Raw genomic sequence first — 16,641 nt, 5'->3', positions numbered from 1 at the left:
GGAGCGGTGTTTGCCCGCGATAAGGGCGGCGCGGTCGAAGGATAAATCGCGGTGTTCTTATCGCGGGCAAGCACCGCTCCCACATGGGACCGAGCTTGCTGTGAGACAACGCAGCGGCGGAGACGAAGCAGTCGCCCCTACAGAAGACACATCTGCCCGCCTGACGAGGCTTACTCCTTACTCAAATCCACCAACGGCTCTTTACGCACTTCGGTCGCACGCCCGGCCTGGATATCTTTGACCTTGCCCAGCGCGGTATCGACTGCTGCTTTGTCGGCTAACAAGCTGTAGCTGATCTCAAACTGGCGTTGCTCCTTGGGACCAATGGTCGGCACAAGATTCAGCGGGCGTTGGTAACGGCGGTTGTAGGAAAAGCTGGTGCCCGGCTCCAGACCGGTCACATAACCCTGGCCTTTGGTGTCAGTGTTTTTCCACAGCGAGAAGACTGGCAACTGCTGGGTATTGAAGCCCAGCGACACACCCAGGCTGCCGCCTTTGTTATGCAGGACCGCAAGGGTCTCGCCCTTGGCATCACCATAAGGCACCACGTTGTAAACGGTTTCGTCGTAGTCGGGTGTTGGCGCGCGATAGGTTTGCCAATCACCGAGATCACCTTTGGCCTTTTCGTTGAACGGCGACACCTGCTTCACCGGCGCTTCGAAACGCGCGCCCTGCTCCAGGAACGGCGTGCTGAAGTTACTGTGATACAGAGCCTGATATTCCTTCGGGTAGTCCCCGTTATTGGTCAACGTGTCGTTGAGGGTGAAGCGCGTGCTGCCGGCATCAGTCACCAGTTCGGTCTGCACCGAGAAGTCGACCTTCTTGAACGCCTGCTCTTTCAATTCGCCTTTGAGACGGATGGCAAACGGCGGCTTTTCATCAATGTGCAACGTCACTTTACTGGCCGGAATGTTCGCGGCGCGACCATGAAGGGTCAGTAACTCGCCGTTATCCATGCCCGGGTGCCCGACCCATTCGTAACCGCAGCGGGTCACCAACTCGTTGAACCCTTCCAGCCAGCCCAGACCGCCACGACCATTGAGTTCGATAAACGCTGGATTGACGATGTCTTTCACCGGCGAATCCCAGCCCATGCGCACATCGCCCACAGACGCTTGCAGCACGTTCATGCCGCGGGTGGGCACCACCGTAAGCTTCATCGTGCCGTTGTCGATATCAATTACGCTCACACCTTCCTGCCGACCGCCATGCAGCGTGCGCATCGTGATGGAGAACGGTTTGTCGGTCTTGACCCCGAGTTGGGCGCTGGTGATTTGCTGGTTCTGGGCGGGCTTGTCGGTGTCGAGCAGCACGTAGTCCCATGCGGCAGCCTGTGTAGCGACGGCAATTGCGCTGAGGCCGAAAAGCCAGGCAAGAGGTTTCATTGGGGTAGTCCTTATTGGAATTATTGGATTCGCAGCAGCATCAGGCTGAATCGGATTAATCGATTCAGCTACCAACCGAGTCTAGTCAAAATGCAGACAAACAGGAAATGCAATTCAGACGAAGTCGTCGCTGAAATACACAAAAGAAAAAAGCCCGATAACCCGCCAAAAAAGGGGATCTATCGGGCCATGCACCCAGGAGCGGGAGGTGCCAAGGGGAAGTCGATTCATTAGAGCGCGCAGCAATGCTTCAGATCAGGCCACCTGAGCCAGTTTGGCGATGGCCTGGTTCATACCCTTCTCGACGAAGTCACCGCCCATGTTCAAGCCTTCAGCGTGGATGAAGGTAACGTCGTGAATGCCGATGAACGCCAGTACCTGACGCAGGTACGGTTCTTGATGGTCCAGGCTGCTGCCAGCGTAGATACCGCCGCGAGCCGTAAGAACGATGGCGCGTTTGCCGACCAGCAGACCCTGCGGACCGGTTTCGCCGTATTTGAAGGTCACACCGGCACGCAATACATGATCCAGCCATGCCTTGAGGGTGCTCGGGATTGCGAAGTTGTACATCGGTGCGGCGAGTACCAGAACGTCCGTTGCAACCAGCTCATCGGTCAGTACATCAGAGCGCTCCAGTGCGGCTTGCTCTAGAGCCGAGCGCTGATCGGCGGGCTTCATCCAGCCACCCAGCAATGTCGAATCCAGATGCGGCACAGGGTCTGCGGCCAGATCACGAACCGTCACTTGATCAGCAGGATGCGCGGTTTGCCACTGGCCGATGAACTGTTGAGTCAATTGGCGGGAAACCGAACCTTGCTGACGGGCGCTGCTTTCGATGACGAGGACGTGGGACATGATCTGTGGCTCCAACGAAGAAGATGTGTTCGATGGAGTGGAGGTTAAGGGTGAACATATCGATTAAAAAGCGTAAAAACCTGCTACAAAATATCTAATAATTTGTTTTGTCCTACCGCTCGTTTACCCTGATACCTGCCATGTCAGGCTCTGTAGGAGCTGACGAGCACCGCGAGGCTGCGATTGCGGTGTGTCAGGCAAATCGCTATCGCAGCCTCGCGGTGCTCGTCAGCTCCTTCAAGGCGCGAATCAATTGAGAAAAACGGCACATGGCTACCAGCATCATTCGGCTTTACAGGTAAGACTGATGCGCAGCTTGATAATGCTGCGGTTGAATTTGGCGGTCACGTCCGCGCTTTTTTTCGCGGCCACGGTAATGCGCCGGGTACGGGGAGCTTCGGGGCCGTTGCGAAACACCACGCTGCATTTGGCGTCGACGTCGCCGTAGTTGTTCACGGTGATGGAGCCCATGTCGTGAAAACTATCGTGAGCGGTGTAGTCGACTTGAACGCCCTCGTAGCTTTTCTCCACTTCGATGGGGTACGCCCAGGCCGTCAACGGCAGCAGCGCCAGCAATACACAACAGATTCTGTTCATCGGCAGTCTCCAGAAGGGATTGCAGATTAGGATAAAGCGCAGCAAAAGAGGAGCATCACATGAAAGCCCCCCGCGTCACTCTCGATCAATGGCGAACCTTGCAGGCCGTGGTCGATCATGGCGGCTTCGCCCAGGCAGCCGAAGTGCTGCATCGTTCGCAGTCGTCAGTCAGCTACACCGTGGCGCGCATGCAGGAGCAGCTTGGCGTGCCGCTGTTGCGTATCGACGGGCGCAAGGCGGTGCTGACCGAAGCGGGTGGCGTGCTGCTGCGCCGCTCCCGGCAATTGGTCAAACAAGCCAGCCAGCTTGAAGACCTTGCCCATCACATGGAGCAAGGCTGGGAAGCCGAAGTGCGTCTGGTGGTGGATGCCGCGTATCCCAACGCAAGACTGGTCCGGGCACTGACAGCCTTCATGCCGCAAAGCCGTGGCTGCCGCGTCAGGCTGCGCGAAGAAGTGCTGTCAGGGGTAGAAGAAGTCTTGCTCGAAGGCGTTGCCGATCTGGCGATCAGTGGCTTCAGCATTCCCGGTTATCTGGGCACTGAAATGAGCACCGTGGAGTTCGTCGCCGTCGCCCACCCGGAACATGCACTGCATCAATTGCACCGAGAACTGACCTTTCAGGATCTGGAAAGCCAGTTGCAAGTGGTGATCCGCGATTCCGGCCGTCAGCAACCCCGAGACGTCGGCTGGCTGGGCGCTGAGCAGCGCTGGACGGTCGGCAGCCTGCCGACCGCCGCGACATTTGTCAGCAGTGGTCTAGGCTTTGCCTGGTTGCCGCGTCACCTGATCGAACGCGAACTGCGTGAAGGTGTACTCAAGGCATTGCCGATGGACAAAGGTGGCAGTCGTAACCCGACCTTCTATCTTTACTCCAGCAAAGACAAACCACTGGGGCCAGCGACGCAGATTCTCATCGAACTGATCCGCACCTTTGATACCGCACCGCTGACCGCTGCTTTCGCCGCGCCTCAACAAGCCTGACAAGGACCTGTCCATGGCCCATTTCGAACATGACGGCTGCTCGTTGCATTACGAAGAATATGGCCAGGGCCCACCCTTGCTATTGCTGCATGGCCTGGGCTCAAGCTGCCGGGACTGGGAGTATCAGATCCCGGCATTCGCCGCCCGTTATCGGGTCATCGCCATGGACATGCGCGGCCACGGGCGCTCCGACAAACCCCGGGAGCGCTACAGCATTCGTGGCTTCAGTGCCGATGTCGAAGCGCTGATCGAGCACCTCAATCTGGGCCAGGTGCATGTACTGGGGCTGTCCATGGGTGGGATGATCGGTTTCCAGTTAGCGGTGGATTATCCTCATTTGCTGAAAAGCCTGTGCATCGTCAATAGTGCACCGCAGGTCAAAGTGCGCAGCGCCAACGATGTCTGGCAATACACCAAGCGTTGGGTGCTGGCGCGGCTGCTGGGCATGCGTACCCTGGGCAACGCGGTGAGTCACAATCTGTTCCCCAAACCCGAACATGCACATTTACGCCATCTCATGGCCGAACGCTTTGCAAGCAACGACAAACGCGCTTATCTGGCCAGCTTTGATGCAATCGTCGGGTGGGGCGTCGAGCACAAGCTGTCGCGCATTACCTGCCCTACACTGGTGATCAGTGCCGATCGGGATTACACACCGGTCGCGCTTAAAGAAGCGTACGTGGGACTGATCCCGAATGCTCGACTGGTGGTCATCAAAGACTCCCGTCACGCCACGCCGCTTGAGCACCCGGAGCAGTTCAACCGTATCGCCCTGGAATTCATCGATGCCGTACAGGCTGACGTGAACGTCTAAAGCGCTTTCACGCTGGGCAAAAAAAGCCAAACGTGATTACCTTGCAGCCTGCATCGCTTCATGTGTCTGCATTATCGATCGCAGTCGAAACCATCAATCAGGATCAACTGACCCATGCTGAAAAAAATCGTCATCGCCGCCTGCTCCGTGTTGTTCGCCGCCAACCTCATGGCTGCAACACCTGCCAAGCCGACCCGCGTCGTGCTCGACACCAGCTTCGGCGCGATTGAAATCCAGCTCGAAGACCAGAAGGCTCCGATCAGCACTGCGAACTTCCTGGGCTACGTCGACAGCAACTTCTACAACAACACGATTTTCCACCGTGTGATCCCGGGTTTCATGGCCCAAGGCGGCGGTTTCACTGCGCAAATGCAGCAGAAGCCGACCAAAGATCCGATCAAGAACGAAGCGAACAATGGCCTGCATAACGTGCGTGGCACCGTTGCCATGGCCCGTACCTCGCAAGTCAATTCGGCCACCAGCCAGTTCTTCATCAACACGGCCGATAACGCCATGCTGGACAACGGCGTGCGCGACTTCGGTTACGCCGTTTTCGGCAAAGTGGTCAAGGGCATGGATGTAGTCGACCAGATCGTCAACGCCCAGTCCGGCAACAAGCAAGGCATGCAGAACGTCCCTCTCGACCCGATCTACATCAAGTCCGCCAAGCGAGTCGAATAAGCTAAACGTGTCCGCATGAAATCAGTTTAAGCATTCTTGATTTCATGCGGTCCGATCAAGGGAATATCCGCTCAGTAAGGAGAGCCCGCCTAACTCGTGGGCATCATTGCCAATGTTCTATCGTCGTTTCGAAAAACTGATCGATATCTTCCGTGACGCTCCCACCGACGCCCCGCCCAATACCGTTCTAGCCTTCTACATCTACTACCTGCGCCAGGTCTGGCCGAGCTTTGCAGCCTTGCTGGTAGTCGGCCTGGTTGGCGCGTTGATCGAAGTCGCGATGTTCAGTTACCTGAGCCGTATCATTGATCTGGCCCAGGGCACGCCCGATAAAGACTTTTTCAGCGTCCACGCCAATGAGCTCATCTGGATGGCCGTGGTTGCCCTGTTGTTACGTCCGATATTCGTTGGCTTGCACGACCTGCTTGTGCACCAGACCATCAGCCCCGGCATGACCAGCATGATTCGCTGGCAGAACCACAGCTATGTGCTCAAGCAGAGCGTGCGGTTCTTCCAGAACGATTTCGCCGGGCGCATCGCCCAACGCATCATGCAAACCGGTAACTCATTGCGCGACTCTGCCGTTCAGGCTGTGGATGCGCTCTGGCACGTGTTGATCTACGCCATCAGCGCCCTGGTCTTGTTCGCTGAAGCAGACTGGCGCCTGATGATCCCGCTGCTGGCGTGGATTGCTTCGTATATTGCCGCGCTCTGCTACTTCGTCCCCCGTGTGAAAGAACGCTCGGTGGTGTCCTCGGATGCGCGCTCCAAACTCATGGGCCGTATCGTTGACGGCTACACCAATATCACCACCTTGAAGCTTTTTGCTCATACCAATTACGAACAACAGTACGCTCGCGAAGCGATTATCGAACAGACCGAAAAAACCCAACTGGCCGGTCGCGTGGTGACCGCCATGGACACCGTCATTACCACCATGAACGGGGTGCTGATCGTCACCACTACCGGTCTGGCGTTGTGGCTGTGGACCCAGTCCCTGATCTCGGTGGGCGCTATTGCGCTGGCTACAGGTCTGGCGATCCGTATCGTCAATATGTCTGGCTGGATCATGTGGGTGGTCAACGGCATCTTCGAAAACATCGGCATGGTGCAGGACGGTCTGGCGAGCATTTCCCAACCGGTCAGCGTCACCGATCGCAAGCCTGCACCGCGCTTGAACGTGGACAAGGGCGGCGTGAAATTCGACGGTGTGGATTTCCACTATGGCAACGGTAACGGGATCATCCACGGCCTGAACCTGGACATCAGACCGGGCGAGAAAATCGGTCTGATTGGTCCATCAGGTGCGGGCAAGTCGACGCTGGTCAACCTGCTGTTGCGCATGTACGACGTACAGGGCGGACAGATCCTCATCGACGGTCAGGACATTTCCCATGTGTCCCAGGAAAGTCTGCGCGAACAGATCGGCATGATCACTCAGGACACGTCGCTGCTGCACCGCTCGATCCGTGACAATTTGCTCTACGGCAAACCGGAGGCCACCGACGAGCAATTGTGGGAAGCCGTGCGCAAGGCTCGGGCGGATGAGTTCATCCCGCTCCTGACAGATTCCGAAGGACGCGTGGGCTTTGACGCTCAGGTGGGTGAACGCGGCGTGAAGCTGTCAGGTGGGCAACGCCAGCGTATCGCGATTGCCCGGGTGCTGCTCAAGGACGCGCCGATTCTGATCATGGACGAAGCCACCTCGGCACTGGATTCGGAAGTCGAAGCGGCAATTCAGGAAAGCCTGGAAACGCTGATGAAGGGCAAAACCGTGATCGCCATCGCTCACCGTCTGTCGACGATTGCGCGAATGGACCGACTGGTCGTACTGGAAAACGGCCGCATTGCTGAAAGCGGTACACACGCCGAGTTGCTGGCACATGGTGGCTTGTATGCAAGGCTGTGGCAGCATCAGACCGGAGGGTTTGTGGGGATTGATTGATTCTGTCAGCCCCTGCAACTGATGGATTGGAATACACCCCCTGTGGGACCGAATTCATTCGGGAAGGCGGTATTCCTGACTGTGGAGATGACGTGAATGCACCGGCCCCTTCGCGAACGAATTCGCTCCCACAAGGCCGCTCAAAGGCACGAGATTGTCGTCAAACCTGCCGATACGGCAGCGCTCCTTTGGCATCTTCGGCATACGCCAGGATGCCAACCCTTTCCTGGTCAAGAAAATCACTGACCGCGTCCTTCAGCCCGGCATGGGTCAAGTAGTGCCATGACCGAGTGATCACCGGCTCGAAGCCGCGAATCAATTTGTGCTCACCTTGCGCCCCGGCATCGAAACGCTTCAGGCCGTGGGCGATGGCGTAATCCATGCCCTGGTAGAAACACGTCTCGAAATGCAGGCGGTCGAACTCCGCGAGACATCCCCAATAGCGCCCGTAAAAACTGTCACCGCCCAACAGGCTGAACGCCATTGCTACCGGCCGTGAACCCTGTCGCGCCAGCACCACACGGATGGCCTCAGGCATGCGCTCGGCCAACAGACTAAAGAACTCACGCGTCAGATACGGCGATTGCCCACGCACCTCGTAGGTATTGGAGTAACAGGCATATACGAAATCCCACAGCAGCTCGCTTAGCTGATGGCCTTCGAGCCAGTCGAACTCGATGCCCTGCCCCGCTACCTGCTCGCGCTCCTTGCGCATCTGCTTGCGCTTGCGCGAACTCAAGGCATCGAGGAAGTCCTGAAAATCCCGATAGCCACGGTTTTGCCAATGAAACTGGCAACCATAACGCTGTAGCCAGCCTGGCTGCTCGTCAAGAAACGCATCGGCCAGGGGGTCGGTGAAATTAACGTGTGCGCTGGAGAGTTCCTGGTCCTGAAGATAACCGGGCACAGCATTGAGCAACTCAATGCCGGCCTCAGGCGACGCCGACAAAATCCTTGCGCCACTCACCGGACTGAACGGCACCGCCACCAGCAGCTTGGGGTAATACGCAATGCCCGCGCGACGGCAGGCATCAGCCCAGCTGTGATCGAACACGTACTCGCCGTAAGAGTGCCACTTGCGATACGCAGGCATCGCCGCGACCAGCTCACCATTCTGGTAGTTGAGCAGGTGTTCAGCCTGCCAGCCCGAGCGTGGCCCGAGGCTACCGCTGTCTTCCAGCGCACTGAGAAAAGCATGGCGCACGAACGGCTGCCCCCCCGGAACCAGTGCGTCCCATTGGGTAGGCACGACGTTATCAAGGGTAGATATCTGGACGGGCATGCGGACTTCCCCAACTGAATCGAGCGACGCAGCAGTATCCCCCATCAGTCAACAATGTTCACCCGTCTCGGCTTCGAAGGCTCTAGCTCAAGGCTTACAGACTTTTAAATGTCACCGAGACGCCATCGTTGTGCCACCTTTTTGTCATAACCCATCGTGATACTGGCGCCTGTTTTTAGAACCGGGGGTACTAACCCTCAAACGCCCTGCCTGTGGGGCGGTTTCCCCAGGATGACCTGATGTCGTCCTTATTCACGTTATGGAGATCAACATGCGTCTTGTTTCTACACGTACTGCTTCGGCCCTGTGTGGTGGCCTGGTATTGGCAATGGCTATTCCTGCCAATGCCGCAGTCGACGCTAAATTGCTGGACATGCTCAAGGCTAACGGCTCTATCAACGCAGCCCAGTACGCTGAACTGCAGACCGAACTGGCCAAAGACCAGGCAGCACAGAAACAAGCACTCGCAGATGTGCAGAACACCAAGACAGCCTCTCAGGCCGAGTTCGAGAAAAAAGTCGCCTGGGCGACCAAGACTCAGTTCAAGGGTGACGTCCGTGTTCGCCAGGAATTCGTCAACGTCGAAGGGCAGAGCAACAGTCAGGACCAGAGCCGCCAGCGTATCCGGGCAAGACTGGGTGCCTATACCGAAATCAACCCGCAAGTGAACACGGGTATTCGCATCGCCACCGGCGGCACCAGCGGTGATGGTCGCTCTACCAACGCGGATCTGGATAACAAGTTCGCCAAGAAAAACCTGTGGCTGGACCTGGGCTACATCGACTACGCCCCGACAGCCATCAAGAACCTGCACATCATCGGCGGCAAGATGAACCAGCCGTGGGTCAGCATGGGCGATATCATCTGGGACAGCGACCTCAACCCTGAAGGCCTGGCAGCGACCTACAGCTTGCCACTGGGCGGCAAAACCGAGTTGTTCGGCAGCGCGGGTCATTACACCCTCAACAACAATATCGACGGTGAAGGCACGCAATTCCGTCATGACCTACGCATGTATGCCGGTCAGTTGGGTGCCAGGTTCGCGCCGACAGACAACCTGAAAGTTACCTTGGGCGGTAGCGTCTACGGTTTCGACAACGATGACGATGAGGGCGCAGCCGGTCTTGCAGTCAACGGTAATACACCGACTGAGTTCCAGTTGTACGAAGGTTTCGGTCAGATAGATATCAGCGGCCTGGCTGTACCACTGGGTGTGTATGGTCAATACGTCGTCAACGACAAAGCCTCTGACGGCAATGACACGGCCTGGCTGGCGGGTGTGAAAACCAAGGTGTTCGGTTTCGGTCTGGACTACAACTACCGCGATGTACAACGCAATGGCGTGGTCGGCGCGTTCACCGACTCGGACTTCGCCAACGGCTTCACCGGCTCACGCGGTCACAAGTTGAAAGTTGGTTACGAAATCGACAAGAACTTCACGATTGGTGCCACTTACCTCTTGGCCGATGCTGACCACATCCCTAACGCCGGGCGCACCGACGCAGATGCAAAAACCCTGCAACTGGATCTGGAAGCGAAGTTCTAAAGAGCACCGCAACACGTTTCAGGCTTCAAGCGGCACAGCTCCCGTCGCTTGACGTCGCAAAGACCTTACAGCTCGACGTTGCCCTGGCGATCCCCATCATCCGTTCGCCAGGGCAAGGTCGGGCTTTTTTTTCGATACCACTTTGTCGGAGTTCCGAGGGCTGTGACGGCTTTTCATCTAACGCCCCAACATCGTAACCTCTGGAAGCCCGCCGCCCTCAACGCTTGCGCAGAATCACGCTGCCAATCGAATAGCCTGCACCAAACGAACTCAGCACCCCCAGCGCGCCGCTTGGCAGGTCATCCTGATAAGTATGGAACGCGATCACCGACCCCGCCGAGCTAGTGTTCGCATACGTGTCGAGAATCACCGGTGCTTCTTCGACCGAGGCGTCGCGGCCCAAGAGCTTTTTGACGATCAAATGGTTCATGCTGAGGTTGGCCTGATGCAGCCAGAAGCGCTGCACATCGCTGACGTTCAGGCTATTTTCATGCAGGTGCGTACCCACGAGTTCGGCGACCATCGGACAGACTTCGCGAAACACCTTGCGGCCTTCCTGGACGAACAGTTTGTCGGGCGCGCCTTCGCCCTCTTCTGCTGTGCGGTTGAGAAAACCGAAGTTGTTACGGATGTTGTTGGAAAAGCTGGTCAGCAACTTGGTGCCGAGAATATCGAACTGATACGCTGAAGTGGCCAGATCGGCACGCTCAACCAGCACAGCAGTGGCGGCATCACCGAAGATGAAGTGGCTGTCGCGGTCACGGAAATTCAGGTGTGCGGTGCAGATTTCCGGGCTGACGACCAATACTGCGCGGGCCTGGCCCAATTGCACGCTGTTGCTTGCTGCCTGAATCCCGAAGGTTGCCGATGAACAGGCGACGTTCATGTCAAAGCCGAAACCCTGAACACCCAATGCTGCCTGAATTTCGATGGAAATCGCCGGGTAGGCGCGTTGCAGGTTCGAGCAGGCGACGATGACGCCGTCGACATCGGCAGCGGTCTTGCCTGCACGTTGCAAGGCTTGCTCAGCGGCAGCCACACCCATCTGGCAGAGGATCGACCATTCATCATTGGAGCGTTCGGGCAAGCGCGGCTTCATGCGGTGCGGGTCAAGAATACCGTCCTTGTCCATGACAAAACGGCTTTTTATGCCCGAGGCTTTTTCGATAAAGGCAGCGTTGGATTCAGTCAGCGCCTGGACTTCGCCACGCTCGATGGCGGCAGCGTTCTCGCTGTTGAATTGAGCAACGTAGGTATTGAAAGACTGCACCAGCTCTTCATTGGAAATGCTGTTGGCCGGGGTGTACAGGCCTGTGCCGCTGATGACGACGTTGTGCACGGTCGTTCCTCTCTTATTGATCAATGCAGGTAACGACCTGCTCGGGCATCGCGGCGGCCCCACTTTTTTGGGACCGACGTACCAATGCAAAACGGTAAAACACCCTTGGTGCGGACAAGCTTTGGCAACGCTCAGGGGTTCAAGGGCCGAAGTGTGCCATATCGGCCCCTATATTGGGGAGTTTGAACAGAAGACCTGTAGGTGCTCGTGCGATCAGGTGAGTACCTATATCTGAGCGGTGCCTGGGCCGAGCCGCATCCGGACGATAAAGGATAACGCGGTGTGTCTTCCAGCCGCGTCTCATGTATCGCGGGCAAGCCTCGCTCCCACACGTTTTGCGCATGACCCACGCACTGGGTGCTGTATCAAACCTGTGTGAGATTCTATGTTCGCCTGTAAACCTGTGGGAGCGAGGCTTGCCCGCGATGCAGACGACTCGGTTTGTCAGCCATTACCGTGTCATCGTTCATCGCGAGCAAGCTCACTCACAGATATCCGTTTGAACGGCCTACCCCTCCACTTGGCTCCATTGCTTACTCAGGCGCTTATCGGACACCGGCATTCTGGTCCCCAGTTGCTGGGCGAACAACGACACGCGGTATTCCTCAAGCCACCAGCGATAGGCGGTCAGCTCCGGATCGCGCTTGCCTTCCTGGGCGTGTTTACTGGCGCGGGCCTGGTATTGGGTCCAAAGCCCGGCCAGTTCAATGCTCCAGACCCGGTCCTTCTGCACCTGGCTTGGGAGTTTCTCCAAACGCATTTCGATGGCTTTCAGGTAACGCGGCAACTCCTTGAGCCATTGCGCCGGAGTTTCGCGGACGAAGCCCGGATAGACCAACTGCGCCAGCTGCGACTTGATGTCGTTGAGCGCGACCGCCTCGGCCAGATTGATCTTGCCCTTGAAGCGCTTTTGCAGGCCGTGCCAGAGCTTGAGAATATCCAGGGTCAGCTTCGCCAGACGCTCGGCGTGTTCAGTCCATGCGCCACGCTTGCGTTCGGCCAATGCCAGCAGCCCGGCACCGTCACGGGGCAAGCTCTCCTCGCCTTCCAGCACGCAGCTGTCGAGGCTGGCCAGCAGAATGTCTTCGACCAGCGCATCGATGCGCCCCAACTCGCGATACAGCAATGCCAGCTCGGTCTGGCCCGGCAGTTTGCTGCGCAGGAACTTGGCCGGTTCAGCCAGCTGCTGCAACAAAAGCCGCTGCAAAGCGCGGCGATGCTGATACTCAGCCTCGGCCGATGTGGAGAAACGTCCTTCCTTGACCGTGCCAGACTCTTCGACCAGCGCCGGGTAAACCGTCATGGACAGCCCGGCGATGTTCTGCTGGGTTTTTTCCGCCACCGGCGCGAAGACTTTCGCCTCCACGGGCTGCTGACCTTTCGCTGACTGCGGAACCGCCAGGGCAGCCTGACTGGCTTCGGCAAAGCGTGCCGTCAATTCGTCCAGCTCACGGCCTTCGCCGAGAAACTTGCCGTTGCCGTCGACAATTTCCAGATTCATTTTCAGATGGCTTTCAAGCTGCTGCGCGGCTTCAGCCCAGGCCTCGTCACTGACTCGCGCACCGGTCATGCGCAGCAACTCGCGACCCAGCGCCTGGGGCAACGAACCTTCGCCAAACGTAATGCGCTGCAACGCTGCCTTGATAAAGTCCGGGACCGGCACGAAGTTCTTGCGAATTGCCTTGGGCAGGTTGCGGACCAGCGCGATGCATTTGGTTTCCAGCAAGCCCGGCACCAGCCATTCCAGCCGCTCGGCGGGCAACGACAGCAACAACGGCGCAGGTACGCGTACGGTCACGCCATCGCGAGGATGATTGGGTTCGAAGTGATAAGTCAGCGGCAGGGTCAGATCGCCCAGCTTGAGGGTGTCCGGGTAATACGCCGCGGTGACTTCATTGGCCTCGCGGGCCAATACGTCTTCTTCGCGCATGATCAACAGTTGCGGGTTCTTCTGACTCTCGGTTTTGTACCAGTGATCGAAGGTCGCAGCCTGATGAATCTCGGCGGGAATTCGTGCCTCGTAAAAGCCGTAAAGCGTGTCTTCGTCAGCGAGAATGTCGCGGCGACGCGCCTTGGCTTCCAGTTCGTCGAGGGTTTCCAGCAACCGGGTATTGGCGCTCAGGCACTTGGCGCGAGAGTTGATCTCGCCACGCACCAACCCTTCGCGGATGAACAGTTCTCGGGAGACCACCGGATCAATCGGCCCGTAGTGCACCGGACGACGGCCGACCACGATCAGGCCAAACAAGGTGATCTGTTCGAACGCCACGACCTGCCCGCGCTTCTTTTCCCAATGCGGCTCGAAGTGGTTCTTCTTGATCAAATGCCCGGCCAGCGGCTCGATCCAGTCTGAATCGATCTTGGCGACCATGCGCGCATACAGTTTGGTGGTTTCCACCAGCTCAGCGGTCATCAACCATTGCGGCCGCTTCTTGCCCAACCCTGACGACGGGTGAATCCAGAAGCGCCGTTGCCGCGCACCGAGGTAATCGCCTTCGTCGGCTTTCTGCCCGATCTGACTGAGCAGACCGGAGAGAATCGCCTTGTGGAATTTCGGGTAGTCGGCGGGCTCTTTGTTGACCGTCAGTTGCAGGTCGCGACAGATCAGGCCCAACTGGCGGTGAGCGTCGCGCCATTCGCGCAGGCGCAGGTAGTTGAGGAAGTTACGACGGCACCAGTTACGCAGCGGGCTGGCGGTCAGGGCCTGACGTTGCTCTTCGAAACCACGCCACAGATTGACCAGTCCGGCGAAGTCCGAATCAGCGTCCTTCCATTGTGCGTGGGCCTGATCCGCCGCTTGCTGACGCTCCGGCGGACGCTCGCGCACGTCCTGCACGGACATCGCGCTGGCGACGATCAACACCTCCTGCAAGCTGCCCTGCTTTGCTGCTTCCAGCAACATGCGCCCCATGCGCGGGTCCACCGGCAAGCGTGCCAACTGGCGGCCCAGCGGTGTCAGCTGATTTTCGCGGTTAACCGCCGACAGTTCCTGCAAGAGGTTGAAACCGTCGCTGATGGCTTTGCCATCTGGTGGCTCAATGAACGGGAAGTCCGTGATCTCGCCCAGGCGCAGATGCAGCATCTGCAGGATCACTGCGGCGAGGTTGGTGCGCAGGATTTCCGGATCGGTAAACTCCGGCCGCCCGTTAAAATCTTCTTCGCTGTACAGCCGCACACACAGGCCCGGCTCAACCCGGCCGCAACGGCCTTTACGCTGGTTGGCGCTAGCCTGGGAAACGGCCTCAATGGGCAAGCGCTGTACCTTGGCGCGATAGCTGTAGCGGCTGATGCGCGCGGTCCCGGTGTCGATCACGTAACGGATGCCCGGAACGGTCAACGAAGTTTCAGCAACGTTGGTTGCCAGTACCACACGCCGTCCCGGATGCGACTGGAAAATCCGCTGCTGCTCGGCAGGCGACAGGCGCGCATACAAAGGCAGGATTTCCGTATGTTTGAGCTGCGCCTTACGCAGCATTTCTGCAGCGTCACGGATTTCACGCTCGCCGGGCAGGAACACCAGAACATCGCCAGGGCTCTTGCGTTCGCTGCGTTCGAAAGCGGCCAGCTCGTCCAGCGTCGCGAGAATCGCCTGATCAACCGTCAGGTCATCTTCGACGCTGTTGCCCTCTTCGTCCTGCTGGGAGGTCAGCGGGCGATACCAGGTTTCCACGGGGAACGTCCGACCGGAAACCTCGACGATAGGTGCGTCATTGAAGTGCTCGGAAAACCGCTGCAAGTCGATGGTCGCCGACGTGATGATGACTTTCAGGTCCGGGCGACGCGGCAGCAGGGTTTTCAGGTAACCCAGCAGGAAATCGATATTGAGGCTGCGCTCGTGGGCTTCGTCGACGATGATTGTGTCGTAACGCTCAAGAAAGCGGTCGTGCTGGGTTTCCGCCAGCAGGATACCGTCGGTCATCAGCTTGATCAGGGTGCTGCTGTCGCTCTGATCCTCGAAGCGCACCTGATAACCGACCAGCGCGCCCAATGGCGTTCCCAGCTCTTCTGCCACGCGACTGCCGACGCTGCGCGCTGCGATTCGACGTGGCTGGGTGTGACCAATCAGACCGTGTTGCCCGCGACCGATTTCCAGACAGATCTTCGGCAACTGGGTGGTTTTACCCGACCCGGTTTCACCCGCAATGATCAGCACCTGGTGCTTGAGCAGCGCCTCTTTGATTTCGTCACGCTTGGCAGCAATCGGCAGGCTGTCGTCGTAACGAATCAGCGGCACGCTATCACGCCGCGCAGTCACCTGAGCACACGACGCCTGCACCTTCGCCACCCACTGCGCCAGCTTCGCCTCATCGGGCTTCTTGCGCAGCTCATGCAACTGGCGGCGCAAGCGATGACGATCGCTGATCATCGCGTGGTCGAGGTTCTTCAGGAGTTGGTCAATCGAGGGCGTTTGATCGGTCATCAGGTGCGCAGGGTCTTTTTGAAAGGTGCAAAGGCGGGGATTGTCGCAGATTGAGGTTACTTGTGACGACCTCCCATATCCGACGCGAAATTCATAATAAGCAATGGCCCACTTGGATGGTTGCGAAAGCCCATTAAAAAGACCAAAATATCGCCCAAAATGGAGCACCAAATAATGCAAAGTATCTTGGCCGACATCGCCGTCAGCGTATCCGAATTGAAGAAAAATCCCTCAGCGGTATTGAGTGGTGCCCATGGATTGCCAGTCGCAGTTCTTAACCATAACAAGGTGATGGGCTATATGGTCCCCGCAGAGGTCTTCGAGGCCATGATGGAGCGTCTTGACGATCTCGATCTCGCCGACCTTATCAAGTCGCGCCAGCATGAAAAGCCCGTGCCGGTAGACATTGATGACCTTTAAGCTTGAGTTTCTGCCATCAGCATTGAAAGAGTGGGAAAAGCTGGGCCATACAATTCGTGACCAGTTGAAGAAGAAGCTTCAAGAGCGACTCAGCCTGCCAAGAGTTCCGGGTGATGCTTTGCATGGCATGCCGGACCACTACAAGATCAAACTGCGCAGCGCAGGTTATCGACTGGTGTATCGGGTCGAAGATGACCGAGTGGTCGTTACTGTGGTCGCGGTTGGTAAGCGGGAGCGTGGCGATGTGTACGCCGCAGCCGGGAACCGATGAGGTTCTTGCGTGAGACTCTACTGGGCCGCATTCGAACCTAGAACGATAATGCGTTCGCGGAGAAGCACAGCTCCAACAGACGATCACAAAACCTGTGGGAGCC

At 57.8% G+C, this 16,641-nt stretch carries 13 protein-coding genes; 7 read left to right on the top strand and 6 right to left on the bottom strand.

Annotation, left to right across the window (positions count from 1 at the left end; all coding sequences use genetic code 11):
- Positions 1–170 precede the first annotated feature (170 nt).
- The 3 genes from RX972_RS19735 to RX972_RS19725 form a co-directional block, all read right to left on the bottom strand.
- Positions 171–1,385: an aldose 1-epimerase family protein gene (locus RX972_RS19735; RefSeq protein WP_122397330.1), complete on the bottom strand. Its 1,215-nt coding sequence runs from the start codon at positions 1,383–1,385 to the stop codon at positions 171–173.
- 255 nt (positions 1,386–1,640) lie between these two features.
- Complete coding sequence (locus RX972_RS19730; RefSeq protein WP_099270732.1) at positions 1,641–2,240, bottom strand: FMN-dependent NADH-azoreductase; 600 nt, start codon at positions 2,238–2,240, stop codon at positions 1,641–1,643.
- Between the two features lie 282 nt (positions 2,241–2,522).
- Complete coding sequence (locus RX972_RS19725; protein WP_122397328.1) at positions 2,523–2,837, bottom strand: 3-phosphoglycerate kinase; 315 nt, start codon at positions 2,835–2,837, stop codon at positions 2,523–2,525.
- Between the two features lie 59 nt (positions 2,838–2,896).
- Between RX972_RS19725 and RX972_RS19720 the strand changes: the two genes are divergently transcribed.
- The 4 genes from RX972_RS19720 (at position 2,897) to RX972_RS19705 (ending at position 7,260) form a co-directional block, all read left to right on the top strand.
- Complete coding sequence (locus RX972_RS19720; protein WP_122807284.1) at positions 2,897–3,820, top strand: LysR family transcriptional regulator; 924 nt, start codon at positions 2,897–2,899, stop codon at positions 3,818–3,820.
- 13 nt (positions 3,821–3,833) lie between these two features.
- Positions 3,834–4,634 (top strand): alpha/beta fold hydrolase, encoded by an 801-nt coding sequence (locus tag RX972_RS19715; RefSeq protein ID WP_027902947.1) that lies wholly within the window; start codon positions 3,834–3,836, stop codon positions 4,632–4,634.
- Positions 4,635–4,748: 114 nt separating this feature from the next.
- Positions 4,749–5,315 carry a peptidylprolyl isomerase gene (locus RX972_RS19710; RefSeq protein WP_027902946.1) on the top strand — a complete coding sequence of 189 codons (567 nt, stop codon included), beginning with the start codon at positions 4,749–4,751 and terminating at the stop codon, positions 5,313–5,315.
- A gap of 112 nt (positions 5,316–5,427) precedes the next feature.
- Entirely contained in the window at positions 5,428–7,260 is a 1,833-nt protein-coding gene (locus RX972_RS19705; protein ID WP_316877701.1) for an ABC transporter ATP-binding protein, read from the top strand.
- Between the two features lie 160 nt (positions 7,261–7,420).
- Here the strand turns inward: RX972_RS19705 and RX972_RS19700 are convergent, their stop codons facing one another.
- Complete coding sequence (locus RX972_RS19700; RefSeq protein WP_316877699.1) at positions 7,421–8,542, bottom strand: GNAT family N-acetyltransferase; 1,122 nt, start codon at positions 8,540–8,542, stop codon at positions 7,421–7,423.
- A 271-nt stretch (positions 8,543–8,813) separates the two neighbouring features.
- Between RX972_RS19700 and RX972_RS19695 the strand changes: the two genes are divergently transcribed.
- Positions 8,814–10,088 carry a putative porin gene (locus RX972_RS19695; RefSeq protein ID WP_099270863.1) on the top strand — a complete coding sequence of 425 codons (1,275 nt, stop codon included), beginning with the start codon at positions 8,814–8,816 and terminating at the stop codon, positions 10,086–10,088.
- A 217-nt stretch (positions 10,089–10,305) separates the two neighbouring features.
- Here RX972_RS19695 and RX972_RS19690 read toward each other — a convergent pair whose 3' ends face one another.
- Positions 10,306–11,427, bottom strand: coding sequence for a beta-ketoacyl-ACP synthase III (locus tag RX972_RS19690; protein ID WP_316877696.1), 1,122 nt, complete (start codon positions 11,425–11,427; stop codon positions 10,306–10,308).
- Between the two features lie 508 nt (positions 11,428–11,935).
- Complete coding sequence (gene hrpA, locus RX972_RS19685; RefSeq protein WP_316877694.1) at positions 11,936–15,847, bottom strand: ATP-dependent RNA helicase HrpA; 3,912 nt, start codon at positions 15,845–15,847, stop codon at positions 11,936–11,938.
- A gap of 174 nt (positions 15,848–16,021) precedes the next feature.
- On the opposite strand from hrpA, the gene RX972_RS19680 reads away from it, so the two are divergent.
- Together RX972_RS19680 and RX972_RS19675 are read left to right on the top strand one after the other, a co-directional pair.
- The gene (locus RX972_RS19680) at positions 16,022–16,267 is read left to right on the top strand and encodes a type II toxin-antitoxin system Phd/YefM family antitoxin (protein ID WP_027900067.1); all 246 of its coding nucleotides are present in this window, start codon (positions 16,022–16,024) and stop codon (positions 16,265–16,267) included.
- Positions 16,257–16,538, top strand: a complete 282-nt coding sequence (locus RX972_RS19675) for a type II toxin-antitoxin system RelE family toxin (protein ID WP_027900068.1) — start codon at positions 16,257–16,259, stop codon at positions 16,536–16,538. The genes RX972_RS19680 and RX972_RS19675 overlap by 11 nt, the downstream gene beginning before the upstream one ends.
- Positions 16,539–16,641: the final 103 nt, after the last annotated feature.

This window comes from Pseudomonas syringae group sp. J309-1, from assembly GCF_032582135.1.
GTDB lineage: Bacteria > Pseudomonadota > Gammaproteobacteria > Pseudomonadales > Pseudomonadaceae > Aquipseudomonas > Aquipseudomonas quasicaspiana.
Note: the sequence above shows the minus strand (reverse complement) of the source record. Positions and strands in the feature narration are given on the sequence as shown.

What these genes read in the sequence shown, in the direction of transcription:
- RX972_RS19695 (WP_099270863.1), top strand. Translation starts at nt 8,814, where the DNA reads ATGCGTCTTGTTTCTACACGTACTGCTTCGGCCCTGTGTGGTGGCCTG.
- hrpA (WP_316877694.1), bottom strand. Translation starts at nt 15,847, where the DNA reads ATGACCGATCAAACGCCCTCGATTGACCAACTCCTGAAGAACCTCGAC.
- RX972_RS19700 (WP_316877699.1), bottom strand. Translation starts at nt 8,542, where the DNA reads ATGCCCGTCCAGATATCTACCCTTGATAACGTCGTGCCTACCCAATGG.
- RX972_RS19725 (WP_122397328.1), bottom strand. Translation starts at nt 2,837, where the DNA reads ATGAACAGAATCTGTTGTGTATTGCTGGCGCTGCTGCCGTTGACGGCC.
- RX972_RS19720 (WP_122807284.1), top strand. Translation starts at nt 2,897, where the DNA reads ATGAAAGCCCCCCGCGTCACTCTCGATCAATGGCGAACCTTGCAGGCC.
- RX972_RS19680 (WP_027900067.1), top strand. Translation starts at nt 16,022, where the DNA reads ATGCAAAGTATCTTGGCCGACATCGCCGTCAGCGTATCCGAATTGAAG.
- RX972_RS19730 (WP_099270732.1), bottom strand. Translation starts at nt 2,240, where the DNA reads ATGTCCCACGTCCTCGTCATCGAAAGCAGCGCCCGTCAGCAAGGTTCG.
- RX972_RS19715 (WP_027902947.1), top strand. Translation starts at nt 3,834, where the DNA reads ATGGCCCATTTCGAACATGACGGCTGCTCGTTGCATTACGAAGAATAT.
- RX972_RS19735 (WP_122397330.1), bottom strand. Translation starts at nt 1,385, where the DNA reads ATGAAACCTCTTGCCTGGCTTTTCGGCCTCAGCGCAATTGCCGTCGCT.
- RX972_RS19710 (WP_027902946.1), top strand. Translation starts at nt 4,749, where the DNA reads ATGCTGAAAAAAATCGTCATCGCCGCCTGCTCCGTGTTGTTCGCCGCC.
- RX972_RS19705 (WP_316877701.1), top strand. Translation starts at nt 5,428, where the DNA reads ATGTTCTATCGTCGTTTCGAAAAACTGATCGATATCTTCCGTGACGCT.
- RX972_RS19675 (WP_027900068.1), top strand. Translation starts at nt 16,257, where the DNA reads ATGACCTTTAAGCTTGAGTTTCTGCCATCAGCATTGAAAGAGTGGGAA.